Raw genomic sequence first — 25,655 nt, forward strand, 5'->3', positions numbered from 1 at the left:
CCGAGGATGCGCCGTGGAAGTACACGCTGCGCGAGGGCGCCAAGGGTGTCCAGCTTGCCGAGCTTGCCCAGCAAAGCTGGGCCGAGCGCCGGTGGGTCGATGTCCCGAAAATCGCTCGGTGAATAGGAGTTTTGGCCGGCGGGAAGTAAATGTTGTTTTGGATGCGAGTAAATGGCGAAAGCCGCTTGCTCGCATCAGCCGTTTCCGCAGCCTCAGTTGAAATCAGGGATTAATTTTGTTCGGAGGAGAACGAGAATGAGCTTTCAATCCTACAATCCGACGACCGGCCAACTCATCGGTTCTTACGAGGAGCACAGCGATTCCGAGGTCGAGCGCCTGCTGCAGCAATCCCACGATACTTGGAAGAGCTGGTCGCAAACGCCGATTACCGAGCGCAGCGCCTTTCTTATCCGTCTTGCCGATCTGCTCGAAAGCCGCGCCGAAGAGTATGGTGCCCTGATCGTATCGGAAATGGGCAAGCCGCTTGCCGAGGCCGTGGGTGAAGTGAAGAAATCCGCCTTCGGCGCACGCCATTTTGCGAGCGACGGCCCGGCCTATGTGGCCGATGAGGCCATTCCCGGCACGCCGGCCAAGATCATCTATCAATCGATTGGACCGATCTTCGGCGTCATGCCGTGGAATTTGCCGTTCTGGCAGGTGCTGCGCTTCTTCATTCCGGCTGCGCTCGTCGGCAACACTGTTATCGTCAAGCATGCCGAAAGCGTGCAGGGCTCGGCTGCGGCTATCGAGAAGCTGATCCTCGACGCGGGTGCGCCTGCCGGTCTTTACACCAATCTCGTCATCGATCGCCGCCGTGCGCCCAAGGTCATCACTGATCCACGCATCGCCGCGGTCACCGTCACCGGCAGCACGCAGGCGGGCCGCTCGGTTGCCGAGCAGGCAGGGTCGCTCGGCAAGAAGGTCGTGCTGGAACTCGGCGGATCCGATCCCTTTATTGTCTTTGCGGATGCCGACTTCGACAAGGCCGTCCAGATGGCCGTCGTTTCGCGCTATTCCAACAATGCCCAGAGCTGCATCGCCGCCAAGCGGCTTTTCGTCGAGGAGTCGATTGCCGAGCGTTTCACGGCTGCCTTCGTCGAAGCCGTGAAGAAGATCCCAGTCGGCGATCCCATGAAAGCCGAAACCAAGCTCGGTCCGCTGGCCCGAAAAGATCTCCGCGACAATGTGCACCGTCAGGTGACGGATGCTGTCGAGGCCGGTGCGAAAGTCCTTGCGGGTGGGAAGCCTGTCGAAGGTCCGGGCAATTTCTATGAAGCGACGGTGCTGTCCGGCCTGCCGCATGATGCTGCAGTCGCTCGCGAGGAGTTTTTCGGCCCCGTTGCGATGCTGTTCACTTTCAAGGATGAAGAGGAAGCAATCGCGCTTGCCAACGATACCGAATACGGTCTCGGTGCGACGGTGTGGAGCGGCAATCCGGAGCGTGCAGAGCGTGTCGCCGCCAAGATCGAGGCGGGAGCGGTCTTCATCAACGATTTCGTCCGTTCCGACCCGCGCGCACCGTTCGGTGGCATCAAGGGGTCGGGCTTCGGGCGAGAACTCGGCGGCCTCGGCGCGCGTGAACTGACGAATGCAAAGCTGGTCTGGAAGGGCGCCTGATTAACAGGTCGTCGCCTCGGCTTCCGGCGCAGTAAACAGATTGATGTGACCGCCCGCCGGGCGGTCGCTTCTCCCATCGGGCAGCCACTAACGATCGCCCTCTCTTTCGTTGAAATCGATCTGGCCTTTCTCCGCAAGGATCGGCAGCGCCGTATAATGCTGTGCTTCGTTCATTTCCTGAACGGTCAGCAAAGTGCCACCTCGCTCCAGAGCCGCCGCATAAGCCGCCCGCTGCTCTTCATGAAAGAAAATCCCCGATAAGGCGTCGAGAAAGCCGATGTGATCGATCGGTGCGGTATCGGGCCTATTGCCCGGGGTCATGGTGATGGCCTGCTGGGGAATACCCGCGTCTATCAGCTTTTGAGCGGCAGATTCGGCATCATATTCATCATCGAAAAATGCGGTCAGCGCAAAAGTGCCGATCTTGTTTTCGCTGTGCATGGCAAGTCCTCCGTTTGGATGCTCATGACTAATAACGAACCGTGGACGGCGGTGTTCCCGAGGATGCCGCGACCTCGCATGGAACAAATAGAACGTCGATCAGTTGAGTTGGGAATGTTCTGGAACCAATGCGAGCCCCCCAATGCTCGAGAGACTTCCTACTTCCGGTACAGGCCCCACGCTTGCCTACGAGCATGCGAATGCCGATGCCCTCGATGATCTGCGTGACAAGGCATGCTCCTGTACACGATGCGATCTCTATCGCGATGCCACACATCTCGTCTTCGGCGAGGGGCCTGAGACAGCGGATATCGTTTTGGTCGGTGAACAGCCTGGCGACAAAGAGGATTTGACCGGTCGGCCCTTTGTGGGACCCGCGGGTCGTCTTCTGGACACATGCCTGGAAGAGGCGAATGTCGATCGGGGTCGCTGTTATGTCACCAATGCCGTCAAACACTTCAAGCACCAGATGCAGGGCAAGAAACGCCTCCACGCTCGTCCCAATGCGGGCGAAGTGCAACGTTGTGCCTGGTGGCTCGGCGCCGAGCTTGAACTCCTGAAGCCGAAGCTGGTCGTGGCAATGGGCGCAACGGCCGTGTCCTCTTTGCTGGGCTCGCATATCAAGGTCATGCGCGATCGTGGCCGCATCCTTCGCCCTCCAGGGGCTTTCGATGTGCTTGTCACCATCCATCCCTCTGCCCTTTTGCGCATGAGAGAGACCGACGAGAAGGAAAAGAACCGGCTCGCCTTCATCAAGGATCTCCGAAAGATCCAGAGTTTTCCCCGGCACTGATCGCCGCCTGCCGATGAAATCCAATTTTGCGGATAACAAAACAAAGGTCATGTCATGGCTGACAATCAAACAACCATCATGGAAACGCAGGAGAGGCCTCAGCAGAAGGCCCGTGACGAGTCAGACCGTCAACCGACCCAGCCGCAAGAAAAGCGGCCCTCTCTCATTCGCCGCCATCCTTTGTGGATTCTGTTCGGCATCGTGATCCTGGCCGTCTTGATCGTGGCGGGATGGTTTGCCTGGAAGATCTTTTTCTATCCCTATGAATCGACGGATGACGCCTTCGTGGACGCCCGCAGTTTCTCTGTCGCCGCCAAGGTTTCAGGCTATGTCGCCGACGTTCCCGTCACGGACAACCAGCATGTCAAGGCTGGTGATGTCATTCTGAAAATCGATCCGCGCGACTATCAGATTGCGCTTGATCAGGCGAATAGCCAGGTCGAGGTCGCCAAGGCATCCGTCGATAGCGCGAGCGCGCAGATCGAGGCATCGACTGCTGCTGTCGATGTTGCAAAGGCGCAGCAGAATTCCGCAAACGCCGCGCTTCAATACGCGCAGGAAGAGGCCAATCGTCAGCAGCAATTGGTGAAGACAGGCTCGGGTAGCCTGCAATCCGTGCAACAGGCAACAGCGACGCTGCAGCAGGATCAGGCAAGCCTTGCGCAAATGCAGGCCAATGTGACGTCTGCCTTGAAAAATAAATCTGTGTCCGAGGCTCAGAAATCGAGCGCTCTTGCCAGTCTCAAGCAGGCTCAGGCACAAGCCGAAGAAGCGCAGCAGAACCTCAACTATACGACGATCACTGCAGCTCAGCCGGGGCGTGTCGTCCGCTTGACCGGCGCGAAGGGCCAGTTTGTGGACGCAGGGCAGGCGGTCGCGACGTTTGTGCCCGATGAAATCTGGATCACGGCAAACTTCAAGGAAACCCAGCTGACCGACATGCGTGCCGGACAGCCGGTGGACGTCACCATCGATGCCTATCCGGATCACACGTTGCACGGTAAAGTCGCCTCGGTGCAGCCTGGCTCCGGCACGGCATTTTCCCTTCTGCCGGCCGAAAACGCGACAGGCAATTACGTGAAGGTCACGCAGCGCGTGCCGGTGAAAATCCTCGTCGACAAATGGCCGGCCGACGTTGCCATCGGACCCGGCATGTCCGTTGTTCCAACGGTCACCGTGCGGCCGGGCAATTAAGATGAGCGGCGCAAGCACTACCGCGGGCGGGGCGAATGCGTCTTCTGCTCAGGCGACCAATCCATGGCTGATTGCCATGGTCGTGTCGCTGGCGACCTTCATGGAGGTCCTCGACACCACGATTGCCAATGTGGCGCTGCGTTACATTTCTGGCGGCCTTGCCGTGAGTTCCGACCAGGCCTCATGGGTCGTCACGACCTATCTCGTTTCGAATGCGATCGTGCTCGTCGCCAGCAGCTATTTTTCCGAAAGATTTGGCCGCCGGCGGTTCTATCTTCTCTGCCTTGCAACCTTCACGATCGCATCGATTCTCTGCGGCTTGTCCTGGAATCTGGAGGCGCTACTCCTGTTCCGTGTCATTCAGGGATTTGCCGGTGGCGGCATGGTGCCGACATCGCAGGCCATTCTCGCAGACGCCTTCCCGCCGGCAAAGCGTGGTCAGGCCTTTGCAATGTTCGGCGTTGCCGTCGTGGTAGCTCCGGTGGTCGGCCCGACGCTTGGCGGCTACCTGTCGGACAATCTTTCCTGGCACTGGTGCTTTCTGATCAATGGCCCCGTCGGTGTTTTTGCTTTCGCTCTCGTCTATGCCCTGCTGAAGGAGACGCCCGATGTCGAGCGCAAGCGCCAGGAGTTCCGCAAGAAGGGGATTCGTTTCGACGTCGTCGGTTTCCTGCTGGTGGCAACCTTTCTCGGCGCCTTGGAACTCGTCCTTGACCGCGGCCAGACCGAGGATTGGTTCGGGTCAAACTTCATCATCGTGGCGACCGTCATATGTGCCTTGGCGTTCCTTCTCGCGATCCCGTGGGTTTTGACGAAGGCAAATCCCATCATTGACGGCCGGCTGCTCGGCACCAGGCAATTTGGGTCGTGCTTCATTGTCATGATGGCAACGGGCGCGATCCTGATCGCGACGACGCAGTTCATTCCCGAAGTGGTGCAGCAGAACTACGGATATACCGCCACCTGGGCCGGGTTGGCGCTTTCGCCGGGCGGTATCGTCACCATGGCGATGATGTTCGTCGCCGGGCGCGTGAACTCTCTGATACAGCCGAAGTATTTGATCGCAATCGGTTCTGCGATCATCGCGGTCTCCATGTGGCAACTGACACGGCTTTATCCAGGGCTGAATTTCGGCTTTTTCGTCTGGTCGCGCCTTTATATCGGGCTAGGCCTGCCGCTGATCTTCATCCCGATCACCTCTGCATCGTACTATGGCCTGAGGCCCGACCAGACCAATCAGGCATCGGCAATGATCAATGCTGCCCGCAACATCGGCGGATCTATCGGCGTGTGCATCGCGTCCAACGTGCTGGCACATCGGGAGCAATGGCATCAAAGCCGGCTTGTCGAGCACATCGTGCCGTCTTCGCCGGCCTATCATGAGACAATGCAGACAATGTCGCGCTATTTCTCTGAAAAAGGAGCGACCACGGCGGATGCGCAAAGTCAGGCAACCGCCTGGATCGGGCAGCAGGTCCAGACCCAGGCGAGCTTTCTTGCCTATATCGATGTTTTCCACGTGTTGATGCTGATCGTGCTTTGCGCTATCCCGCTCGCTCTGATCCTCAGCAATGTGGATCTCAAGGACGGCGGCGGTGGCGGCGGGATGCATTGAACCATGAGGGTTGCATCTCACGATCCGAGAAGCGGCCGAAAGGCCTCCAACAGTTCGGTGTTGCCTCGGCGGATTTCTCCGACATCGGCCTCCGCATCGATCATGCCGGCATTGTGAGCCGCAAAGAGCTCAACCAGCAGCTTTGCGTAATCCTCCGAAAGACCGGCGCGTGTCAGTGCCGTCAGCCATTCCGTTTGCGGTAGGACCAGCGCGACAACGTCGCGGCCGGCAATTTCACCGATGGCGGCGGCAACATCGTCTGGCGTATAGCGCCTGGGACCTTCGGCGTGGACGATGCGCAGTTTGGCGTCTTCATCCGCCAGAAGCAGATCGGCGGCGATCGCGCCGACATCGAAGGCCGATACGGTCGGAAACAGTTTGGTCAGCGGGTGATGCAGGCTTGGCAGGCGCCCGCTTTCGGCGGCTCCGTTCGCCTGACGTGCCCAGTTCTCCATGTGCTCGGCGGAGCGAAGGAGGATCAGCCGGCAATCAAGCTTTTTCAACCGCGCCTCGAGTGCATGGAAGATCAATGTCACGCCCGTGCCGGAGTCGTGTTGTGCGCCATAGTCGGAGATGGCGAGGATCAGCGGCGGCTTGGCTTCCTCAAACGCGTCTCCGAGACCGTCGATCAACCGCAGCATGTCGGAATATGGATTTTCGGCGCGAGCGTCGACCGGGCAAATGACCTGAACAGCTTGCGCGTCTTTCATCGCGGCGGCGAGCGCAGCGCGATCGGTGATGTCCGCGATCGCGATCTCGCAGCCGAGATCCGAAAACGCGCGTGCCTGCTCGCGATTTCGAAGGACGGCACGCACCGGTGCATCCGCCTTGCGCAAATTGGTAATGGTCGTCCGGCCGATTTTTCCGGTTGCGCCAAGAATAACGTACATTTGTCTTCTCCTGTTCGTTTCATCGCAACGCTATTCATTGCCGCGCAACGGTTCGCACAGGTTCAGACCGCCTATTGCAGATTCGGACGATAATCGACGTCAGGCGTGCATTTTCGCGATCATGCCGGGCGTGAGACCGAGAATGCGCCGCATCCAGTGGGACATGTGGCTCTGATTGGCAAACCCCGCCGCCAGTGCAATCTCGGCGAGGGGCATGTCGGCGCCAAGCAGAAGAAGCCGTGCTCGCTCGACACGACGCGTCAGAACATATTTGTGAACCGGCATGCCGAACGTCGCGTGAAATAGCGGCTTCAAGCGCGATGTGCTCATGCCGGCGATCTCCGCCAGTTCCGCGAGGGACAGTGATTGATCGATATGTTCCTCGATGAAGTCAGCCAATTGTCGCTGCTGCCGGCTTCCCAATCTCGCGTGTGCGGGGCTCGGATCGCTGCGTGGTTGTCCGTCATTTTCGAGAAGGCGGATCGCGAGCGCCATTCCCAACATATCGGCATAGGTGCCGTCGGAGGGTACCGTTGCTTCGATCTCTGCCTTTATGGCCCAGGCAATCGATTCCAGCCGCGGATCACGGAGCTGGAACCGTGGCGTGAGAGAAATGCTGTCCGGATTTCGGCCAAGTTCGTCGGCGGCGGCGATGAGAAGCTCCGGGCGGATCGTCAATCGCAGAATGGTGCAATCGCGATCATCCTCCCACCAGCCGTCCAGGCCCGCTGGAACGATATCGATATCGCCATGCGCCTGCTGGCGTCGATGTTGGCGGCCATCGCATTGGCAATGGGCGTTGACGGCGCGACCGAAGTGAATGCCCATCCGGTGGGTCTCTGTTTCCGATACATGGGTGCGGCCGGCCCGGATATGCACGAGATCCGCCCCGAATCCCTTCCAGCCGCGATCCTTGCTCGAAAAAAGAACTTTGGCGGTGCTGGGGCTGTTGAGCTGGTCCATATTCATTCCAGTCGATCGGTCGTCCGTTGAAGTGGAGATCTTCATGTCGGCAATATAAGCAGCCGTTGGCCTTCGGTCGAGTTGGTCTATACGCATGCGGCCGTGGCAGCTTCGCATTTGGGTCGATCGTGCTCTGGATCGGATTTCATGATCTTCTGCGCGCGGCAGCGGCGCTGCCCATGGCGTGACGCCACGTCCGATCATGGCTGATTGAGGCTGGAGCCGGCTTGTGTCGGTGGCCCGATCTCAGGGCGCACCGAGACGACGGGAGACCATTCTTGCCGCGTTCTTCACGCGCTCGCCGAGCTGCGCGATGCCGCCATCCTGGAGCCGATGCTTCGGCCCTGAGACCGAAATGCCCGCCACTGCTTCGCCGTGCACATTGAGGATCGGTGAGGCAACGCAGCGCATGCCCTTAGTGCGTTCCTCGTCATCAAACGAATAGCCTCTGTCTCGCGTGTTCTGCAGCTCCTCGCGAAGCTGTTCGAAGGATTGAACGGTTTTTTCGGTGAAGCGCTCGAACGTCTTTTTGTGAAACAACCCTGCCAGCCTGTCTTCGTCAAATGTGCTGAGGAGCGCCTTGCCGATGCCGGAGGCGTGCATCGGCGATAGTGTGCCGGGCGGAAAAAAAGCGCGGATCGATTCATGCGTCTCCACCTGACTGATGAACAGGACGTTCCCGTCCTTCTCGATGCCGAGATTGGATGTCTCGCCGGTTTCGAGCATCAACTCGCGCATGATCGGGCGGCTGCGCTCCACGACATTGGAGCGGCGCAGGAATGCCGCGCCGAGCCGATAGGCTTCCGGGCCGATATGCCAGATTTGCCGGTCGGGACTGATCTCGACAAATTCGCGGCGCTCCAACGTCGCCAGCACTCTGTGCATGGTCGCCGCAGATTGCCCGAGCTCACCGGCAAGCTCCGAGAGTGTTTTGCCCTCCGGTGTGGCAAGCGCGTTGAGCACATCCAATGCCCGGTCGAGCGCCTGGATGGTGTTTTGCGTCTGCGGGCCGTTGAAGGCCTTCGGGCGTCCCCGGCGGCGCTGTTCCTGCGGCATGGCGGCGATCATCTCCAGTGAAATTCCATAAAAATTCTGACTTGAAAAATCGATTTACACAATGAAAAAATACGAAGTTGCTGATTATATTGCCTATTTTCGTAATAATTTCCATTCTGAAAAATCATTTCAAAAAAATTTATCTCCGATGCCCTGCGTGCTATCCCTGCTTCAACAACAGGAGGACGCCCAAATGTATATGCAAAATCCCGTCTTCATTCCGGGCCCGACGAATATGCCCGAAGTCCTTCGCAAGGCTGCGGACATGCCGACGCTCGACCACCGCTCGCCCTTGTTCGGAGAGATTCTGCGACCCGCGCTTGCCGGTGTGAAGAAAGTTCTCAAGACGGACGCGGCTTCCATCTTCGTATTCCCATCGACCGGAACCGGCGGATGGGAAACCGCGATTACCAATACGCTCAGCCCCGGTGACCGCGTTCTCGCCGCCCGCTACGGCATGTTCAGCCAACGCTGGATCGATATGTGCCAGCGCCACGGATTGAAGGTCGACCTCATCGAGACCGCATGGGGCGGCGGTGCGCCCGCCGAGCGGTATGAGGAGATCCTTGCCGCCGACAAGGCGCATGAGATCAAGGCCGTTCTCGTCACCCATAACGAGACGGCAACAGGCGTAAAATCCGATATCGCGGCCGTTCGCCGAGCAATCGATGCAGCCAAGCACCCTGCGCTGCTGTTCGTCGACGGTGTCAGCTCCATCGCCTCGATGGATTTCCGGATGGATGAGTGGTCCGTCGATATCGCGGTGACCGGTTCGCAAAAGGGCTTTATGCTGCCCGCCGGGCTGGCGATCACGGCATTTTCACCGAAGGCGCTGGCCGCCGTCGACGCCGCCAAGCTTCCCCGCACCTTCTTCGACATCAGAGACATGGCCCGGAGCTATGCGAACAATGCCTATCCCTACACGCCGGCCGTAGGTCTCCTGAACGGCCTCAAGCTATCGACAGAACTCCTGCTGGCGGAGGGCCTGGAGAACGTTTTTGCCCGCCATCGACGTATCGCGTCGGGCATTCGCGCCGCTGTCCGGGCATGGGGACTGGAGCTCTGCGCCAGAAGCGAGGATCTCTATTCCGATACGGTGAGCGCGATCCGCACGCCTGAGGGTTTCGATGCAACCTCCATCGTCGCTCACGCCGCCAAGACCTATGATGTTGCCTTCGGCGTCGGTCTTGGCGAGGTCGCGGGCAAGGTCTTCCGCATCGGACATCTGGGCAGCCTGACCGACGTCATGGCTCTGTCGGGTATTGCGACGGCTGAAATGGTCATGGTCGATCTGGGCCTTAACATCAGGCTTGGCACGGGTGTTGCCGCCGCACAGGAATATTATCGCGACGGTCGCACGTCGAAAGTCCAGGCTGCGGCCTGAGGAGACCCAGAGAGCATGTATATTCCAACGCTCGCCGATATGAGCGCCGCCGAAGAACGGATCCGGCCCCATATCCATCGCACACCGGTTTTGACGTCCAGTTTCATCAATGCGCTGGCAGGCGCCGAACTGTTCTTCAAATGCGAGAATTTCCAGAAGGCGGGTGCCTTCAAGGCTCGTGGCGCGTCGAACGCCGTTTTCGGCCTCAGCGACGCGCAGGCCGCAAAGGGGGTCGCCACTCATTCGTCCGGCAACCACGGAACGTGTCTTTCCTATGCCGCCGGTCGGCGCGGCATTCCCTGCACCGTCGTCATGCCGCGCACGGCGCCACAGGCGAAAAAAGATGCCGTGCGAGGATATGGTGGCAAGGTGGTCGAATGCGAACCATCGACATCATCGCGCGAGGCCGTTTTTGCGGAAGTGGTTGCGGAAACAGGCGCCGAGTTCGTGCACCCCTACAACGATCCGCGGGTCATCGCAGGCCAGGCGACATGTTCGAAAGAACTGATAGGTCAGGTGGATGGTCTTGATGCTGTCATTGCGCCGATCGGCGGCGGCGGAATGGTTTCGGGAACTTGCCTCACGCTTTCCAATCTCGCCCCGCATATCCGGGTTTATGCGGCCGAGCCGGAGCAGGCGGATGACGCCTATCGTAGCTTCAGGGCCGGCCACATCATCGCCGATGATGCACCGAATACCGTGGCCGATGGCCTGAAGGTGCCGCTCAAGGAATTGACCTGGCATTTCGTCAGAAACCACGTCACCGATATTTTGACGGCCTCGGAAGAGGAGATCGTCGATGCGATGAAGCTCGTCTGGAAACGGATGAAGATGGTGATGGAGCCATCCAGTGCCGTGCCGCTTGCGACCATCTTGAAGAACAGGGACCTCTTTGCCGGCAAGCGCGTCGGTATCATCATAACCGGCGGCAACGTCGACCTCGATAAATTGCCTTGGCAATAGGGAGCAGAAGCAATGAACATGGAACCGAAATTTGCCGGCATGGAAGTTGGCTACGACGTACCCGCTCTTCCCGGAATGCGTGTCAACGATATTCAGACGCCTTGCCTGATCCTCGATCTCGATGCGCTCGAGCGTAATATCCGCAAGATGGGCGATTACGCCAAGGCCCACAACATGCGTCACCGAGCGCATGGCAAAATGCATAAATCCGTCGATGTGCTGAAGCTGCAGCAAGAGCTGGGAGGCGCTATCGGCGTTTGTTGCCAGAAGGTCTCGGAGGCGGAAGTTTTCGTTCGCGGCGGCATCAAGGACGTGCTCGTCTCGAATCAGGTCCGCGACCCGGCGAAAATCGATCGTCTGGCGCTTCTGCCGCAGCACGGCGCGCGCATCATCGTCTGCGTCGACGATCTGGCGAATGTCGCCGAGCTCTCCCGGGCCACGCAAAAATATGGAACGACGTTGGAGTGCTTTATCGAGATCGACTGTGGTGCCGGTCGCTGCGGCGTCACGACGACGGCAGCCGTTGTGGAGATCGCCAATGCCATCCACGCAGCACCAGGCCTCAAGTTCGCAGGAATCCAGGCCTATCAGGGTGCCATGCAGCACATGGACAAATATGAGGATCGCAAGGCCAAGCTCGATACGGCGATTGCCCAGGTCAAGGATGCTGTCGAAGCACTGAAGGCGGAAGGGCTGGAGCCGGAATTGGTGAGCGGCGGCGGCACGGGCAGCTACTATTTCGAGAGCAACTCAGGCGTCTATAACGAGCTTCAGTGCGGAAGCTATGCTTTCATGGATGCGGATTACGGGCGCATCCACGACGAGAACGGCAAGCGGATCGACCAGGGCGAATGGGAGAATGCCCTCTTCATCCTCACCAGTGTCATGAGCCATGCAAAGGCCGACAAGGCGATTTGCGATGCTGGTCTCAAGGCGCAGTCCGTCGACTCGGGTCTGCCGTTCATTCACGGTCGCGATGACGTGAAATATATCAAGTGCTCGGATGAGCATGGCGTTATCGAAGACCCGAACGGCGTCCTCAAGATCAACGAGAAACTTCGCCTCGTTCCCGGACATTGCGATCCGACGTGCAACGTTCATGATTGGTATGTTGGAGTGCGCAATGGAAAGGTCGAGACGCTGTGGCCGATCTCAGCACGCGGCAAGGCTTACTGATAAGCTGGATGGATGCACCAGAACCAAGCGGAAGCGACAATGATCATCGTACCTGAAAGTGAAATTGCCGGGCTGGTGACTTCAGCCGATTGCTTAGAAGCGGTCGAAAAAGTGTTTGCCTCGATGGCGGACGGATCGGCCTATAATTTCCCGGTCGTCCGCGAGGCGATCGGGCATGCCGATGCTCTTTACGGCTTTAAATCGGGCTTCGATCGCAAGGGCTTGGTGCTGGGGCTGAAGGCTGGTGGCTTCTGGCCCAATAATGTTCAAAAGGGCCTTACCAACCACCAGTCTAGCGTCTTTCTGTTCGATCCAGACACCGGCAGATGCCGGGCCGTCGTGGGCGGCAATCTTTTGACTGCGCTGCGCACGGCAGCGGCTTCCGCAATCTCGATAAAATATCTTGCCCGTAAAGACGCGAAGGTCCTTGGCATGATCGGGGCAGGTCACCAGGCGACATTTCAATTGCGCGCAGCGCTCAAGCAGCGCGCCTTCGAAAAAGTTGTCGGTTGGAATCTGCATCCCGACATGCTGAGCCGTCTGGAGGAGGTTGCCAAGGAGGAGGGCCTTCCCTTCGAGGCAGTCAATCTTGATCGATTGGGCGCCGAAGCGGACGTGATTATTTCGATCACCTCGTCTTTCGCGCCGATGCTCAAGGCGTCGCAAGTTCGGCCGGGCACGCATCTGGCGTGCATGGGAACCGATACAAAAGGAAAGCAGGAGGTCGAAGCCGATATTCTGGCGATAGCAACCGTATTTACCGACGAAGTCGCTCAAGCGATCACTATCGGAGAATCCCAGCATGCAGTTGAACGCGGCCTGATCCGGGCCACTGATATTGTCGAGATCGGTGCCGTCATCAACGGAACGCATCCCGGCCGAAGGTCTGACGACCAGATTACCCTGTTCGACGGAACTGGCGTTGGCCTTCAGGATCTTGCCGTTGCCTCCGCCGCAGTCGAGCTTGCTGTGGCGAAGGGCGTGGCGACCGAAGTCGACTTTTGAGTGTCCAGAAAGAAGTTCCGGAGTAGGTGGCTTACCAGGGGACCGTACGCCCGAGATAGTCGAGATATTCGAGCCCCGGCCTTGCCTGTTTCGCAAGAAGGACGTTCACCAGGCTTGGAATGCTTTCCTCGATGGTGAGTTTGGCGTCGGGGCCACCCATCTCGGTGCGCACCCAGCCCGGCGCCATCACCACCATGGCCCGCGATGTTGCTGCGTGGCGGGCGGCGAAACTGCGCATGAACATGTTCAGCGCCGCCTTGCTGCCCCGATAAACCTCGCGTTGGCCATTCTCGTTGTTGGCGATACTGCCTTGTCCGGAAGACATCACGCCGATCAGGCCCGTTGCCGGGACATAATGTTCCAGGCTTTCGAGAACCCGCATCGGGCTCAGCGAATTCGTGACCATCACTCTGATGAATTCGTCGGTCGTCACATCCGCGATCGTTTCGACCGGGTTGTTGGTAACGCCCGCATTGACGAATAACATATCGAACGTCCTGCCCGACAGGCGCTCGCGCAGTGCCGTCACCTGTGTCGGTTCGCAAATATCGACCGTTTCGACCTCGACCCTGCCCACGAACTCGTCGGCAAGATCATGGAACTTCGTGCGACCTGTGTCCTCTCGAACGGTACCGACGACATTCCAGCCTTTTTTCAGAAACTCCACCGCCATCGCGTAACCAAGACCGCGGGAGGCACCGATCAAAAGAATGGTGCCGGAGGAGGCATTCACAAGATTGGTGGGCATCGATCTATCTCTCTCATTTGTGGTGTCGCGATAGATATGGTCCATGGCATTATGAGCGCCAGACGCATCGAAAGCAAAGTATAGTTGCATCGAGCGCTATATTGGGTTTTTGAAATGCGATAGGCTCGGCCCATGAATAACGCCGATATCGATTTCAATCTTCTGGTTGCCCTGGATGTGCTGCTTGCGGAAGGCAGTGTCACGGGTGCTGCACGACGACTTGGCCTGAGCATCTCGGCCATGAGCCGCACGCTTACCCGGCTTCGGTCGGTAACGGGTGATCCGCTGCTGGTGCGGGCAGGGCGTCGCCTGGTACCGACGCCGCGCGCCATCGAATTGCGCGATCGTGTCCATGCGCTGACCGGCGATGTGCGTGCAGTCCTACGGCCGCAGGCCACCGAAGTGGATGCGACCACGCTGGAACGAACGTTCACCATTCGCGTCAGCGAGGCGTTCCTGGAATTCCTGGCCGGCCCAGTTGTCAGCGCGGTCGCCCGCAACGCCCCAGCGGTGCGCCTTCGCTTCGTCGCCAAGCCGGATAAGGATGCTATGCCGCTTCGCGAAGGGCTGGTCGATCTTGAGATCGGGTTGTTGGGCACGTCGGCGCCCGAAATCCGCACGCAACTTCTTTTCTACGACAAGCTTGTCGGTGTTGCCCGAACCGGTCATCCGCTTCTGGCAGATGCCGCGATCACGCCCGAACGATATGCTGCCTGCAGGCATGTTGCCGCGTCACGAGACGGGGGCTTCGTCGAGGCGATCGATGTCGCTCTGGAGAAGCTTGGCCTTCAGCGAGTCGTAACGGTGGTCGTCCCGGGGTATCCGGACGCGATGCGCATTGCCCGTCAGTCGGATCTTCTGGCGCTGGTGCCGCGTTCTTGCCTCGGCAATACCATGTCGGACGCGCATGCCATTACGATCGGGCTAGAGCATTTTGAGCTTCCATTGCCCATGCCAGAGTTCAAGATTTCAGCGTTGTGGCATCCTCGCATGGACGCCGATCCGGCGCATCGTTGGCTCCGCGATACCGTTATGTCTGTTTGCCGAACCGCCTACCCACGCGGCTGAAGGCAAACGAGGTTTTGAAAAACTCATGTAAAAACAAAGAATTAATTCCAAGAAAGTGCGAATGCAATGCGCATGGGTTCATTCTTCGTTACCATATTGCCGCAATTAGACTCTTCGATATGGTCCAGCTATAACAAATCAGCTATCTTGAATATGATTGAGGTCGCTTGCGCCTGATCAGAAACGGAGTCGTGCCAATGAGGTTTGACTGGTCCGGTTTATATGGGGAACGCCGATTTCGGTGTGACCTTTCTCGATCATTGTGGCGTGCGCCCTGCCTTCCGTGGGCTGAAAGGTCTTTTCCTTGAGCCGCGATCGAGACGATCTCCTACTGACCCATCCTTGAAAAAGTAGAGTTTGCGAACATGATAAAACGCATGGTGATCATGCTGATCGTCATAGGCCTGATTCTGGGCGGGATTTTCGGTTTTCAGGCTTTCAAGAACCGGATGATCGCCGCTTATCTGGCAAACCTCAAGTCGCCGCCGCAGACTGTCTCGACCATAACAGCGGCAACGAGCCCGTGGCAGACGACGCTGCAATCCGTCGGTAGTTTCAATGCCGTGGAAGGCGCCAATCTTTCCGCGCAGGTGCCCGGCATTGTGCAGAAGATCGGTTTTGAAGACGGTCAGGACGTCAAGAAGGGTGACCTCATCGTTCAGCTGCTGGCCGACCAGCAAATCTCGACGCTGCAGCAATATCAGGCATCGGCGGCGAACGCGCAGATTGCCGTTGATCGCGATTCCAAACTGATCAAGGCGAATACGATTGCGCAGAGCCAAGTCGACAGCGATCTCGCCAACTTGAAGGCGGCGCAGGCGCAAGTGTCGTCACAGCAGGCACTGATCGATCAATATTCGATCCGCGCACCCTTTGACGGTCATCTCGGCATCAAGCTTGTGAGCCTCGGCGAATATCTCGCGCCAGGAACTGCCGTTGTGACGCTTCAGTCGCTCGACCCGATCCAGTTCGACTTTTCCATGCCGCAGCAAGCCCTATCGCAATTGAAGGTGGGACAGGCAGTCACTGCAACATTGGATGCCTATGGGACCCAAACCTTCGACGGCAAGATCAGTGCGATAAGCCCGCTGGTGGACACGCAGAGCCGCAATCTGACGATCCGCGCGACTTTTGCAAATCCGGATCGCAAGCTTCTGCCCGGCATGTTCGGCAATATCACCGTGGTCGTGGGGGAACCGAAGAGCTACGTTTCGCTTCCACAGACCGCCGTCACCATCAACCCCTATGGCAACGTCGTCTATATCGTTACCGATAAGGGCAAGACCGCCGATGGGAAGCCGCAGCTGGTCGCCAATCAGAAGTTCGTTTCCACGGGGCAGGCCCGGGGAGATCAGATCGCCGTCACCAAAGGCCTGGATGCCGGCGAGGTGGTCGTCACGTCAGGCCAGCTGAAACTCAATAACGGTTCGCCCGTCATCATCAACAATGACGTGCAGCCGTCGAACGATCCCAATGCAAACCCGGCCAATCCGAACTGAGGTGTGGCGATGAATATCACCGATATTTTCATCCGGCGCCCGGTTCTTGCATTGGTCGTGAGCGCGCTGATTATCGTCATCGGGTACCAGTCGTTCCGCTCGCTGACCGTGCGGCAATATCCGCAGACACAAAATGCTGTGGTGACCGTCACGACGACCTATCCGGGCGCCGCCCCGGACGTCATCGCCGGCTTCATCACGACGCCGCTCGAGAACGCCATCGCGCAGGCCAACGGCATCGACTACATGACGTCGTCGAGCACCAGTGGCACGTCGACTATCACCGTCAACCTGCGCCTGAACTACGATGCGGATGCGGCGATGACAGAGATCAACGCCAAGGTCTCCTCGGTTCTCAATCAATTGCCGACAGGCACGCAGCAGCCGATCATGACGGTGTCCGTCGGTCAGTCGATCGATGCCATGTATATCGGCTTTCGCAGCGATGTTCTCGCCAGCAACCAGATTACCGATTATCTGACGCGCGTCGTTCAGCCTAAATTGCAGGCCGTCAATGGCGTCCAGACGGCTGAAATCCTTGGCGGCAGGACCTTTGCGCTGCGAGCATGGCTGAAGCCGGACAAGCTCGCCGCATACGGGTTGACGGCGGGCGACGTCGGGATCGCGCTCAGCAACAACAACTATATTTCCGGCATCGGCACCACGCGCGGTCAGATGACCCAGACCGTGTTGACCGCGCAGACCGACCTCCATTCTGCCGATGAATTCAGGGAGCTGATCGTCAAGCAGATCGGCAGCTCGATCGTTCGGCTGAAAGATGTGGCCACCGTCGCGCTCGGGTCGCAAAACCCTGACGTCCAGATCGGGTTCGATGCGCAGGATGGTGTGTTCATGGGCATCCAGATTGCGCCGACGGCCAACCTGCTCGACGTGATCACCGGCGTTCGCGCGGTGTTTCCTGACATTCAGGCACAATTGCCGCAGGGCCTGCAAGGCTACATCGTCTACGATTCCAGCACCTTCGTTACACAGTCCATCGACGAGGTCGTGAAAAGTCTGATCGAAGCCCTTGTCATCGTCATCTTCGTGGTTTTTGCCTTCCTCGGCTCTCCGCGTTCGGTCGCCATTCCCATCATTGCCATACCGCTTTCGCTGGTCGGCACCTTTGCGATGATGCTGATCTTCGGATTCTCGATCAATCTTCTGACCTTGCTTGCCCTCGTCCTGGCGATCGGTCTTGTTGTCGACGACGCCATCATCGTTGTCGAAAACGTCAATCGACACATCGAAGAGGGTGCGACGCCGATGCAGGCAGCGCTGGACGCCGCGCATGAGCTCGTCGGGCCGATCCTTGCCATGACCGTCGTGCTGATAGCCGTCTACGTGCCGATCGGCTTCCAGGGCGGTCTCACCGGCGCCCTGTTCACCGAGTTCGCTTTCACGCTGGTCGGTGCGGTCGCCGTGTCGATGATCATCGCTTTGACCCTGACGCCGATGATGTGTTCGCGTATTCTCAAACCGCATCTGACCGATCGCAGCGGTTGGGAAGAGCGGATTTCGGACTTTATCGACCGGCGCTTTTCGGAGATCCATCGACCCTACACGCGCATGCTGCATGGCAGCCTGAATACGATCCCGGTGACGTTGGTGTTCGCCGTCATCGTGCTTGGCAGCATCTACTTTCTTTATAGCAGTGCCAAGAATGAGCTGGCTCCCAATGAAGACCAGGGCTTCCTGGCCTCGCAGGTCACCAATGCACCCAACGCGACGCTTCAACAGAAACTGCTGAATTCCGATCAAGTGACGAAGATCTTTCGAAGCTTCCCCGAGACCGACAAGACGCTTCAGGTGGAAGTGCCTGGCACCTCGTTCGAAGGCATGGTGCTGAAGCCATGGGACCAGCGCACAAGAACGGCCGACCAGCTTCAGCCGCTGGTCCAGGCTGACCTCGGCAAGATTGCGGGCGGTCAGGCGGTCGTCTTTCAGATACCGCCGCTCCCCGGCGCCAGCGGTTTGCCCGTGCAGTTTGCCATCGGTGGTACAGCCGGCTTCGAGCAGCTGAACGACGTGTCCAATACTTTCCTGCAGGAAGCGCAAAAATCCGGACAGTTCATCTTCCTGACAAAGGATCTCTACGTCGACAATCCGCAATATTCGATCCAGATCGATCGCAGCAAGGCGTCGGCGCTTGGGCTGTCGATGAACAATGTCGGTGCGGCGCTCGCCTCCATGCTGGGCGGCGGCTATGTCAACTATTTCAGTATCGACAACCGCTCCTACCAGGTCATTCCGCAGGTTGAACAGCGTTCGCGCCAGACGATCGATCAGATCATGGATTATCCGATCGCCAACGTGAATGGTTCGAAGATTCCGCTCTCGGCGATTGCGACGGCAAAGCTCCAGGCGACGCCGCGTTCGGTGGCCCACTTCCAACAGCTGAATTCTGCGACCATTTCCGGCGTTCCGGCGCCGGGTGTTGCCGTCGGTGATGCCTTGGAGACGCTGAAATCGATCGCCGCGCGCACGTTGCCGCAGGGTTATACCGTCGACTACGGCGGTCAGTCACGACAGTTCGTGCAGGAATCGAGCGGGATGGCGACGACCTTTGCCCTCGCGTTGATCATTGTCTTCCTGGCTCTGTCTGCCCAGTTCAACAGCTTCCGCGATCCGTTGATCATTCTCGTGTCGGTGCCGATGTCGATCGCAGGTGCGCTCGCCTTCATCAGTCTCGGTATCGGCGGCGCGACCATGAACATCTACACACAGGTTGGTCTGGTGACGCTGATGGGACTGATTTCCAAGCATGGTATCCTGATCGTCGAAGTGGCGAACACGCTGCAGGCCGAAGGCAAGACCAAGCGTGAGGCGATCGAAGGCGCGTGCGGCATCCGTCTTCGTCCGATCCTGATGACGACAGGCGCCATGGTCCTAGGCGTGGTTCCGCTCATTCTGGCGGCTGGCGCCGGTGCCGCGGCGCGCTTCAACATGGGTCTGGTCATCGCGACGGGCCTTGCGATCGGCACCTTGTTCACGCTGTTCGTTGTACCTGCCGTCTACATGCTGCTGGCTGCCGACCATCACAAGCAAACGGCGCCAGACGCCGAGCCGGAACCGGAAGCAACGCCGGCGCATTGAGCAGGGCTCATTGAAAATCGCGTCCGTCTGGTGCGGACGTTGACACGCAATGCCGAGGAGCCGGGCTATAGGCAGGATGGAACGAAACATGCGTTGACGTTGTTCCGCAATCGGAGATCTGTGTCGCCGTTTGCGGAGGGTCCGTTGCCCAGTCCAACGATTGAACTCATGGTTTTGAACCCCAGCTGGCCGGATATCCTGCTGCGCCTGCTTCTTGTGGTCGCTGCCGGAGCTCTGATCGGCTTCAACAGGGAAAGCGGCGGCCACGCGGCAGGCTTTCGCACGACGATACTCGTCGGGCTGGCCGCATGTCTTACGATGATCCAGGCGAACATCCTGCTTGCTACATCGGGTAAATCGCCGGAATCCTTTGCTTCGATGGATATCCTTCGCTTTCCGCTCGGTGTGTTGACCGGAGTCGGATTTATAGGCGGCGGCGCCATTCTCAAGCGTGGCGATCTCGTGACCGGGGTCACCACCGCCGCGACCTTGTGGATCGTGACGGCGATAGGCCTTTGCCTCGGCGGTGGTCAGCTGATTATCGGTTCCGCTGGCGCAATCCTTGCCTTTGTCGTCCTGTCATTGCTCAAATGGTGCGACAGGTTGATACCGCGCAAGCAGAAGGCTCGCGTCGTCATCGAGCTTCCCCTGGGGGCGAACATCGCCATTCCGGAAATCCGCATGCCTGGCAGATCCGATTGTACTTTTTCGTTTGTCGCCAAGACGATCGGATCAACTCCGGAGAGTGCGAACGTTGCCTTTGAGGCTCGCTGGAAATGGGCAGGAGTCGATGGTGGCGGGGCGCAACTGCTGGCGTCGCTTCAGGTGCAGTACAAGATTATTTCCTTTGAAATGGAAAAGAGCAACGCCTGAGGTCAGAGCCGAACAGGAACATTCGCTCGCGGGAAAGGTTGTTTTCCTATCAGACACGGGAGAGAACGATGGTTGATCTCAAAAGTGGAAAAGCGGCGTCACCATCTGAAGATGGTAGCGTCAGTCGCACGGTACAGGCACTTGACCAGGCAGCAGGTGGGTTGGAAGAGACAAGATTTGAACCAAGGCCACAGGCCTCGCAGGATGCTCCTCCTGAACCCGGCACAGACGATGCGCGCTGTGAAGACACTGCCGAGTACGACGCGCAAAGGCAGCAACAGGCCGACGAAATTTCTCTGGGAGGCTACCGGATGTCGCTCGATCGTCTGGCGAAAAATGCAGGCGCGACAGCGGCGCAACGCGATGAGGCGGTGGCGACCGAACATCATGCCGCAGAAAGATCTGATGCGACAATTCGCAAGGAGATAGAACGTCAGCTCGATGCGGACCCTATCATAAATATTGCTGGAATCTTTGTATCCGTCAGTCGTGGCCGTGTGATGATCGAAGGATCGGTCGAAGACCACGAAGCGAAGCAGCGTGCGGAAGCCATTTGTCGTCAGGCAAACGGCATTGTTTCGCATCATACAAATCTGATCGTCCGCAAAACACAATAATCAGGTGTTTAGATGCGAACCTTGCTGCTTGTTATCTTGGGCCTGATGATCGCCTCAATTCTGGCCATCCTCGTCATCAAACCGTTCAGTTCCGACAGTGGCCACGACTCGACCGTCGCCAGCGGACCTATCGAGAAGCCGGCACCGAAACCCTGACCGTAGCCTCATTGCTTGGGTTGCTGACTATCCTGCTGCTCCTTCGGTGCATCACCCGGCTTGATGACAGGTGTGCGTCCGACCTGCGGCGCAGGTTTTTCCAGCTCGCTGTCGCCCACCGTTGGTGGTTTCAGTACGCCATTGCAGTCGGATAGCTTGTCAGCGTTGTTGTTATTTCTATCGGCAGATGGTTCGTTTTTCTGTTGTTGGGCTTGATGGTCAGAGCCGGTCGCTTTGCACCGGTCGCCGTCAGGCATCTGCTGCGCAAACACCGAGCCTCCTGTGACCGCGACGGCAATGACGATCGGCACGAAGGCTGGCCGCCAGTTCGTCGCGACAAGTCGATGTAAAAGAGGAGCGACGGCAACGCCAAAGGGACGGCCTGATGCCGTGCTTGATGGGCCCGCCATTGGCGGTTTTCGCATGATCTTGCTTGCCATTTTTCACCTCGATGACGGCGTGGAGCTATTGCTCGGTTCGCCATTTGCCGTCGTATGTTACGGGTTGCAGCACCGTATTTTCCAATTCCGTACTGCTTCTTGGCGAATGGAGCGGTTGCACTTCCAATTGGCCGGAGTTGTCGGAGAGGCCACAGGTCGGATGGATAAGAAGCTCGCCTGCCGTTTCGTTGGCTATGGAGAGAAAGCGGAAAAATCTCCATATTCTTCAGCACCATCGCGTCCGCTTGGCACAACCTGCAGCCTCATAAAGCTAACGTCCGGTTGCTCGCAATGTTCCCGCTTTCGGCACGTCAATAAGGCTGGCCATATGGGAACCATCTCCGTGGGTGCTTGTTAAGTAACAATACCATCCCGCAACAATCGGAGGCTTCCAATGATGTCCAGGGATAATAAGGAGCCGCTTTCGGCAACCGAAGCGCGGCAAGGCGTCCGTGGGACGCATCTCTTCGCGCTCTTGATCGCTGCGCTCGTGTTGGCTGGAATAGTCTGGGTCGGCGTCGAAATCTGGGGTCGGCATATCGATCCCGATAAGTCGCAAACGAACAGTTCATCCATTAGCACGACCAACGGCAATCAGCCGCAGGGCGGTACGATCGATAACACGCCGCCGGCCGGACAGCCGAGCCAGTCTGCCCCCACCGATCGGACGGATAACAACCAGCAAGGCATCAACAGTACGCCGCAGCAGCCAAGCCGAAACGGTACGCAGAACTAGCCACATTGAGAGTGCATGGCGTTTGTGGGGATCATTTCATGCTATGCATTGATCCCCGCGATGCTTCCTGCAAGGATCGAGAAAGCAACTATCGCAACTTACATCGAACAACGGGAAATCAGCATGACCGATGTAGCCTGGCGCGCGGATCCTCTGGCTTGGGGCCATGGCCCACGTGTTTTCGAAGTCTTTCTGGAGCCGACGTGTCCATACTCGGTCAAGGTATTCAACAAGCTTGACGCTCTCCTCGAACAGGCGGGCGCGGATAGAATAACCATCAAGATCCGGCTGCAGTCTCAGCCCTGGCACATGTATTCCGGTGTTCTGGTCCGCTGCATCCTGGCTGCCTCCACACTTGCCGGCGGCAAGGAGACGGCGAAAAAGGTGATGGCTGCAATCGCGGCCCACCGTGAGGAGTTCGAGTTTGCTCATCATGCCGGCGGGCCGAACATGGACGTAACGCCGAACCAGTTGATCGAGCGGCTTGAAAACTACAGCGGTGTCGAATTGAAGTCGGCGTTCTCGATCCCGGATCTGGATCGGGAGATCAAGTGGCATTGCAAATATGCCCGACAGAACGGCATCCACGTTTCCCCGACATTCATGATCGATGGTCTCGTGCAGGCCGATATGGGCAGCGGTGACGAGGTTGGCGCCTGGGTCAAGAAGCTGGCTGCGATCTGAAATCACAGCCGCTTCTGCTTTCTATTCCGTCGTATTTTCCCATGGCGGCCAATGATGGCCGCCATGATTGCGTCTACTCGGCAGGCTGTCGCACGTCTGCCTGCCGGGCGGCGGACAGCAGGCGGCGCTGCGCGCGAATGGCGCTCCATTGCTGATCGATCAGCACGCCGATCAGAATGACGCCGCCCATGACCGCAAAGTTGAGGGAGGAGGGAATGCCCAGCAGGTTGACCAGATTTTGCAGTTCCTGCAGCAGGATCGTTCCCAAGACCACGCCAACCAGCGAGCCTTCGCCGCCGCGTAGCGAGAAGCCGCCGAGCACGGCCGCCGCGATGGCATAAAGTTCGTAGAATTGTCCATGGCTCGCCGGTGAAATCGAGCGCGTGTACATCGCGAAATAGATCGCCGAAAGCGCGGTCAGCACGCCGCATATGACGTAAGAGATCATCACCATCTTCGAGGTGCGAATGCCGGAATATTTTGCGGCCTCCTCGTTTTTGCCGATGGCATAGAGATAGCGTCCGTAGACAGAGCGGTGGAGGACGATCCACATCACAATCGCGATGATCACAAGCGCTATGAAGGTGTTCGGCACGCCATAAAAACGGCCGGCCGTCAGGAATTCCAGCGAAGGGAAATTCTGGCCGAAAGCGAAACCCGCTGTGCCGTCTGCCGTATAGAAACGTGCAGCACCACGATAAATCAGAAGGCCGCACAGCGTGACAACGAAGGGCTGGAGGTTGAGCTTGGTGATCAGCCAGCCATGAATGGCGCCGAGAACGCCGCCGAGGACCAGGATCAGGGGTAGAGCAACCGCCCAGGGCATGTTTTGCACGGCGATGAAATCGATGAACAGCACGCCCAGCAGGGCCACCAGCGAGCCTACGGAAAGCTCGATGCCGCCGGTGATGATGACGAAGGCCTGGCCGATCGACAGGATCCCGAAGAGGCCGATCAGGTTGGACGTATTGGCGAGATTGATCGGCAGAAGGAAGCGCGGATTGATGACCGTCACGACAACGCCGACGACAATGATCAAAAGGAGCAGGCCAAGGTCTTTCTTACTCATCGATTTCAATTCCTGTTGGCTGCAGCCGTTAGTGTAGCGTCTTGCCGACGGCGAGCAAAAGTACGTTTTCCTGACTGAATTCATCCTTGTCGAGAATGCCGGCTATCTGCCCTTCATGCATGACCGCAATTCGATCTGAGACACCGATCACCTCTTCCATGTCGCTCGAGATCATCAGGATCGCGACACCGGCATCGGCAAGCTTGCGCATCAGGCTGTAGATTTCATTCTTGGCGCCGATATCGATGCCCCGCGTCGGTTCGTCGAAGATCAGGACCCTTGGACGCATCGACAGCCATTTGGCGAGAACAACCTTCTGTTGGTTGCCGCCCGAAAGAGTGCCCGTACGCGTCGAGATCGACGGCGCCTTGATGCTCAGCTGCTTGCGCTGGCTTTCGGCAGCGGCGTTCTCCCGCTCGGAGGATACCATAAAACGCGGAGAATAGGCCGGTAGATTGGGCAGGGATATATTTTGCGATATCGGCATATCCAGCAGGATGCCGCTCAGCTTGCGATCTTCAGGAACAAGGAAGATGCCGTTTGCAACGGCTTCCCGGGCGGAGGTGATCTTGATGTCGCGGCCGTCAAGCACGGTCGTACCACCGCCATAGCTTCTATCGATCCCGAAAAGGACACGCGCAAGTTCCGTTCTGCCCGATCCGACGAGGCCTGCAAGTCCGAGGATTTCGCCATAGCGTATATCGAGATCGACGGGTCGCGTCGGGTAGGCCGCGGTCCGGATGGCGGAGACTTTCAGCGCTACATTGCCAGGGGGCCGAGCCGGCTCTGCGTCGCGTGCACTCAGCGCACGGCCGATCATCAGCTTGACCATACGGTCGTGATCGATCAGCTCTTTGGGCAAGGAGCCGACCAGCGTGCCGTCGCGTAGCACGATCACCCGATCGGCAACGCGCGAGACTTCGTGCAAGCGATGTGAGATGAAGATGACGCTGATGCCCTCTGCCTTCAGCGAAGATATGACGTTAAGCAGCTTTTCTGTCTCGGACAGAGGCAGGCTGGATGTCGGCTCGTCGAGGATCACGAGCCGTGCATTGATCGAGAGCGCCTTGGCGATCTCCACCATTTGCTGTTGGGCAAGAGAGAGGGAGGCGACGGGCGTGTCGGCCGTAAAGTTCGCACCGACGCGCTTCAGGAGAGGGGCGACCATCGCGCGCAGGCGGTCTCGGTCGACAAGCTTCAGGAGACCGCCGCGAAGCGGCTCGCGTCCCAGGAAAATATTCGCGGCGACATCAAGGTTCTCAAAAAGATTGAGCTCCTGGTGAACGAACGCGATACCGGAGGCGATGCTGGTCTCGACCGAGAACGATGTCTGCTCGACGCCATCAAGCCGAATGTTGCCCCGGTCCGGTTTGACGACGCCGCCGAGGATTTTCATCAGGGTTGATTTGCCGGCGCCATTTTCGCCGACGAGGCCGATGACCTCGCCGGGTGTGACATCCATGGAGAAGTTATCGAGGGCCACGACACCGGGATAAGTCTTGCCAATTCTCGATAGGCTGAGAAAAGGCACCGTCGCGTCCGTCGCCAATGTATCTGATTGCTCATTCATGC

At 58.4% G+C, this 25,655-nt stretch carries 23 protein-coding genes and 1 pseudogene; 16 read left to right on the forward strand and 8 right to left on the reverse strand.

Annotated features, from left to right (window positions below):
- Together HGP17_RS12025 and HGP17_RS12030 are read left to right on the forward strand one after the other, a co-directional pair.
- Nucleotides 1–122 (forward strand): annotated as a pseudogene (locus HGP17_RS12025) (gfo/Idh/MocA family oxidoreductase); the annotation flags it as partial.
- A gap of 133 nt (nt 123–255) precedes the next feature.
- On the forward strand, nt 256–1,617 hold the full coding sequence (locus HGP17_RS12030; RefSeq protein ID WP_168809170.1) for an NAD-dependent succinate-semialdehyde dehydrogenase: 1,362 nt from the start codon (nt 256–258) through the stop codon (nt 1,615–1,617).
- Between the two features lie 87 nt (nt 1,618–1,704).
- Here the strand turns inward: HGP17_RS12030 and HGP17_RS12035 are convergent, their stop codons facing one another.
- Complete coding sequence (locus tag HGP17_RS12035) at nt 1,705–2,058, reverse strand: hypothetical protein (protein ID WP_168809172.1); 354 nt, start codon at nt 2,056–2,058, stop codon at nt 1,705–1,707.
- A gap of 142 nt (nt 2,059–2,200) precedes the next feature.
- Here HGP17_RS12035 and HGP17_RS12040 point away from each other — a divergent pair, with 142 nt between their 5' ends.
- Genes HGP17_RS12040 through HGP17_RS12050 form a run of 3 tightly spaced genes read left to right on the forward strand, consistent with a single transcriptional unit; the run spans nt 2,201 to nt 5,660 of the window.
- Complete coding sequence (locus tag HGP17_RS12040) at nt 2,201–2,851, forward strand: UdgX family uracil-DNA binding protein (RefSeq protein WP_168809174.1); 651 nt, start codon at nt 2,201–2,203, stop codon at nt 2,849–2,851.
- A 54-nt stretch (nt 2,852–2,905) separates the two neighbouring features.
- Nucleotides 2,906–4,045, forward strand: a complete 1,140-nt coding sequence (locus tag HGP17_RS12045; protein WP_168809176.1) for an HlyD family secretion protein — start codon at nt 2,906–2,908, stop codon at nt 4,043–4,045.
- Nucleotide 4,046: 1 nt separating this feature from the next.
- Nucleotides 4,047–5,660, forward strand: coding sequence for a DHA2 family efflux MFS transporter permease subunit (locus HGP17_RS12050; protein WP_168809178.1), 1,614 nt, complete (start codon nt 4,047–4,049; stop codon nt 5,658–5,660).
- Nucleotides 5,661–5,677: 17 nt separating this feature from the next.
- Here the strand turns inward: HGP17_RS12050 and HGP17_RS12055 are convergent, their stop codons facing one another.
- From HGP17_RS12055 to bhcR, 3 genes are all read right to left on the reverse strand, one after another.
- Nucleotides 5,678–6,550 carry an NAD(P)H-binding protein gene (locus HGP17_RS12055; RefSeq protein ID WP_168809180.1) on the reverse strand — a complete coding sequence of 291 codons (873 nt, stop codon included), beginning with the start codon at nt 6,548–6,550 and terminating at the stop codon, nt 5,678–5,680.
- Nucleotides 6,551–6,649: 99 nt separating this feature from the next.
- Nucleotides 6,650–7,513, reverse strand: a complete 864-nt coding sequence (locus HGP17_RS12060) for an AraC family transcriptional regulator (RefSeq protein ID WP_168809182.1) — start codon at nt 7,511–7,513, stop codon at nt 6,650–6,652.
- 246 nt (nt 7,514–7,759) lie between these two features.
- Nucleotides 7,760–8,569: an HTH-type transcriptional regulator BhcR gene (gene bhcR, locus HGP17_RS12065; protein ID WP_168809184.1), complete on the reverse strand. Its 810-nt coding sequence runs from the start codon at nt 8,567–8,569 to the stop codon at nt 7,760–7,762.
- A gap of 193 nt (nt 8,570–8,762) precedes the next feature.
- Here bhcR and bhcA point away from each other — a divergent pair, with 193 nt between their 5' ends.
- The 4 genes from bhcA to bhcD are packed head-to-tail and all read left to right on the forward strand — an operon-like array spanning nt 8,763 to nt 13,097.
- Nucleotides 8,763–9,953 (forward strand): L-aspartate--glyoxylate aminotransferase BhcA, encoded by a 1,191-nt coding sequence (bhcA, locus tag HGP17_RS12070; RefSeq protein WP_168809186.1) that lies wholly within the window; start codon nt 8,763–8,765, stop codon nt 9,951–9,953.
- A 15-nt stretch (nt 9,954–9,968) separates the two neighbouring features.
- Nucleotides 9,969–10,916: a beta-hydroxyaspartate dehydratase BhcB gene (gene bhcB, locus HGP17_RS12075; protein WP_168809188.1), complete on the forward strand. Its 948-nt coding sequence runs from the start codon at nt 9,969–9,971 to the stop codon at nt 10,914–10,916.
- A gap of 12 nt (nt 10,917–10,928) precedes the next feature.
- Nucleotides 10,929–12,092, forward strand: coding sequence for a 3-hydroxy-D-aspartate aldolase BhcC (gene bhcC / locus HGP17_RS12080; RefSeq protein WP_168809190.1), 1,164 nt, complete (start codon nt 10,929–10,931; stop codon nt 12,090–12,092).
- Nucleotides 12,093–12,131: 39 nt separating this feature from the next.
- A complete protein-coding gene (bhcD, locus tag HGP17_RS12085; protein ID WP_168809192.1) occupies nt 12,132–13,097 on the forward strand; it encodes an iminosuccinate reductase BhcD in 966 nt (321 codons plus the stop codon).
- Nucleotides 13,098–13,128: 31 nt separating this feature from the next.
- On the opposite strand, the gene HGP17_RS12090 is transcribed toward bhcD, so the two are convergent.
- Nucleotides 13,129–13,845, reverse strand: coding sequence for an SDR family NAD(P)-dependent oxidoreductase (locus HGP17_RS12090; RefSeq protein ID WP_168809194.1), 717 nt, complete (start codon nt 13,843–13,845; stop codon nt 13,129–13,131).
- 132 nt (nt 13,846–13,977) lie between these two features.
- Here HGP17_RS12090 and HGP17_RS12095 point away from each other — a divergent pair, with 132 nt between their 5' ends.
- From HGP17_RS12095 to HGP17_RS12115, 5 genes are all read left to right on the forward strand, one after another.
- Nucleotides 13,978–14,913: a LysR family transcriptional regulator gene (locus HGP17_RS12095; RefSeq protein ID WP_168809195.1), complete on the forward strand. Its 936-nt coding sequence runs from the start codon at nt 13,978–13,980 to the stop codon at nt 14,911–14,913.
- A gap of 365 nt (nt 14,914–15,278) precedes the next feature.
- Complete coding sequence (locus HGP17_RS12100) at nt 15,279–16,412, forward strand: efflux RND transporter periplasmic adaptor subunit (protein ID WP_168809197.1); 1,134 nt, start codon at nt 15,279–15,281, stop codon at nt 16,410–16,412.
- Nucleotides 16,413–16,421: 9 nt separating this feature from the next.
- The gene (locus tag HGP17_RS12105; RefSeq protein WP_168809199.1) at nt 16,422–19,508 is read left to right on the forward strand and encodes an efflux RND transporter permease subunit; all 3,087 of its coding nucleotides are present in this window, start codon (nt 16,422–16,424) and stop codon (nt 19,506–19,508) included.
- 168 nt (nt 19,509–19,676) lie between these two features.
- Nucleotides 19,677–20,381 carry an MgtC/SapB family protein gene (locus tag HGP17_RS12110; RefSeq protein WP_246704072.1) on the forward strand — a complete coding sequence of 235 codons (705 nt, stop codon included), beginning with the start codon at nt 19,677–19,679 and terminating at the stop codon, nt 20,379–20,381.
- A gap of 68 nt (nt 20,382–20,449) precedes the next feature.
- Nucleotides 20,450–20,998: a BON domain-containing protein gene (locus HGP17_RS12115; RefSeq protein ID WP_168809203.1), complete on the forward strand. Its 549-nt coding sequence runs from the start codon at nt 20,450–20,452 to the stop codon at nt 20,996–20,998.
- Nucleotides 20,999–21,162: 164 nt separating this feature from the next.
- Here the strand turns inward: HGP17_RS12115 and HGP17_RS12120 are convergent, their stop codons facing one another.
- Nucleotides 21,163–21,594 (reverse strand): hypothetical protein, encoded by a 432-nt coding sequence (locus HGP17_RS12120; RefSeq protein WP_205925946.1) that lies wholly within the window; start codon nt 21,592–21,594, stop codon nt 21,163–21,165.
- Nucleotides 21,595–21,988: 394 nt separating this feature from the next.
- Here HGP17_RS12120 and HGP17_RS12125 point away from each other — a divergent pair, with 394 nt between their 5' ends.
- Both HGP17_RS12125 and HGP17_RS12130 read left to right on the forward strand, forming a co-directional pair.
- The gene (locus HGP17_RS12125; RefSeq protein ID WP_168809205.1) at nt 21,989–22,330 is read left to right on the forward strand and encodes a hypothetical protein; all 342 of its coding nucleotides are present in this window, start codon (nt 21,989–21,991) and stop codon (nt 22,328–22,330) included.
- Nucleotides 22,331–22,453: 123 nt separating this feature from the next.
- Entirely contained in the window at nt 22,454–23,014 is a 561-nt protein-coding gene (locus tag HGP17_RS12130) for a thioredoxin domain-containing protein (protein WP_168809207.1), read from the forward strand.
- Nucleotides 23,015–23,087: 73 nt separating this feature from the next.
- On the opposite strand, the gene HGP17_RS12135 is transcribed toward HGP17_RS12130, so the two are convergent.
- Both HGP17_RS12135 and HGP17_RS12140 read right to left on the reverse strand, forming a co-directional pair.
- Nucleotides 23,088–24,083, reverse strand: coding sequence for an ABC transporter permease (locus HGP17_RS12135; RefSeq protein WP_168809209.1), 996 nt, complete (start codon nt 24,081–24,083; stop codon nt 23,088–23,090).
- 28 nt (nt 24,084–24,111) lie between these two features.
- Nucleotides 24,112–25,653: a sugar ABC transporter ATP-binding protein gene (locus HGP17_RS12140; protein ID WP_168809210.1), complete on the reverse strand. Its 1,542-nt coding sequence runs from the start codon at nt 25,651–25,653 to the stop codon at nt 24,112–24,114.
- Between the last annotated feature and the right edge of the window lie 2 nt (nt 25,654–25,655).

This window comes from Rhizobium sp. P38BS-XIX (assembly GCF_012641435.1).
Taxonomy (GTDB): domain Bacteria; phylum Pseudomonadota; class Alphaproteobacteria; order Rhizobiales; family Rhizobiaceae; genus Rhizobium.

What these genes read in the sequence shown, in the direction of transcription:
- HGP17_RS12040 (WP_168809174.1), top strand. Translation starts at nt 2,201, where the DNA reads ATGCTCGAGAGACTTCCTACTTCCGGTACAGGCCCCACGCTTGCCTAC.
- HGP17_RS12120 (WP_205925946.1), bottom strand. Translation starts at nt 21,594, where the DNA reads ATGGCAAGCAAGATCATGCGAAAACCGCCAATGGCGGGCCCATCAAGC.
- bhcR (WP_168809184.1), bottom strand. Translation starts at nt 8,569, where the DNA reads ATGCCGCAGGAACAGCGCCGCCGGGGACGCCCGAAGGCCTTCAACGGC.
- HGP17_RS12110 (WP_246704072.1), top strand. Translation starts at nt 19,677, where the DNA reads ATGGTTTTGAACCCCAGCTGGCCGGATATCCTGCTGCGCCTGCTTCTT.
- HGP17_RS12035 (WP_168809172.1), bottom strand. Translation starts at nt 2,058, where the DNA reads ATGCACAGCGAAAACAAGATCGGCACTTTTGCGCTGACCGCATTTTTC.
- HGP17_RS12140 (WP_168809210.1), bottom strand. Translation starts at nt 25,653, where the DNA reads ATGAATGAGCAATCAGATACATTGGCGACGGACGCGACGGTGCCTTTT.
- HGP17_RS12135 (WP_168809209.1), bottom strand. Translation starts at nt 24,083, where the DNA reads ATGAGTAAGAAAGACCTTGGCCTGCTCCTTTTGATCATTGTCGTCGGC.
- HGP17_RS12130 (WP_168809207.1), top strand. Translation starts at nt 22,454, where the DNA reads ATGACCGATGTAGCCTGGCGCGCGGATCCTCTGGCTTGGGGCCATGGC.
- HGP17_RS12095 (WP_168809195.1), top strand. Translation starts at nt 13,978, where the DNA reads ATGAATAACGCCGATATCGATTTCAATCTTCTGGTTGCCCTGGATGTG.
- HGP17_RS12100 (WP_168809197.1), top strand. Translation starts at nt 15,279, where the DNA reads ATGATAAAACGCATGGTGATCATGCTGATCGTCATAGGCCTGATTCTG.
- HGP17_RS12090 (WP_168809194.1), bottom strand. Translation starts at nt 13,845, where the DNA reads ATGCCCACCAATCTTGTGAATGCCTCCTCCGGCACCATTCTTTTGATC.
- HGP17_RS12030 (WP_168809170.1), top strand. Translation starts at nt 256, where the DNA reads ATGAGCTTTCAATCCTACAATCCGACGACCGGCCAACTCATCGGTTCT.
- HGP17_RS12060 (WP_168809182.1), bottom strand. Translation starts at nt 7,513, where the DNA reads ATGGACCAGCTCAACAGCCCCAGCACCGCCAAAGTTCTTTTTTCGAGC.
- bhcB (WP_168809188.1), top strand. Translation starts at nt 9,969, where the DNA reads ATGTATATTCCAACGCTCGCCGATATGAGCGCCGCCGAAGAACGGATC.
- bhcA (WP_168809186.1), top strand. Translation starts at nt 8,763, where the DNA reads ATGTATATGCAAAATCCCGTCTTCATTCCGGGCCCGACGAATATGCCC.
- bhcC (WP_168809190.1), top strand. Translation starts at nt 10,929, where the DNA reads ATGAACATGGAACCGAAATTTGCCGGCATGGAAGTTGGCTACGACGTA.
- HGP17_RS12125 (WP_168809205.1), top strand. Translation starts at nt 21,989, where the DNA reads ATGATGTCCAGGGATAATAAGGAGCCGCTTTCGGCAACCGAAGCGCGG.
- bhcD (WP_168809192.1), top strand. Translation starts at nt 12,132, where the DNA reads ATGATCATCGTACCTGAAAGTGAAATTGCCGGGCTGGTGACTTCAGCC.
- HGP17_RS12105 (WP_168809199.1), top strand. Translation starts at nt 16,422, where the DNA reads ATGAATATCACCGATATTTTCATCCGGCGCCCGGTTCTTGCATTGGTC.
- HGP17_RS12055 (WP_168809180.1), bottom strand. Translation starts at nt 6,550, where the DNA reads ATGTACGTTATTCTTGGCGCAACCGGAAAAATCGGCCGGACGACCATT.
- HGP17_RS12045 (WP_168809176.1), top strand. Translation starts at nt 2,906, where the DNA reads ATGGCTGACAATCAAACAACCATCATGGAAACGCAGGAGAGGCCTCAG.
- HGP17_RS12050 (WP_168809178.1), top strand. Translation starts at nt 4,047, where the DNA reads ATGAGCGGCGCAAGCACTACCGCGGGCGGGGCGAATGCGTCTTCTGCT.
- HGP17_RS12115 (WP_168809203.1), top strand. Translation starts at nt 20,450, where the DNA reads ATGGTTGATCTCAAAAGTGGAAAAGCGGCGTCACCATCTGAAGATGGT.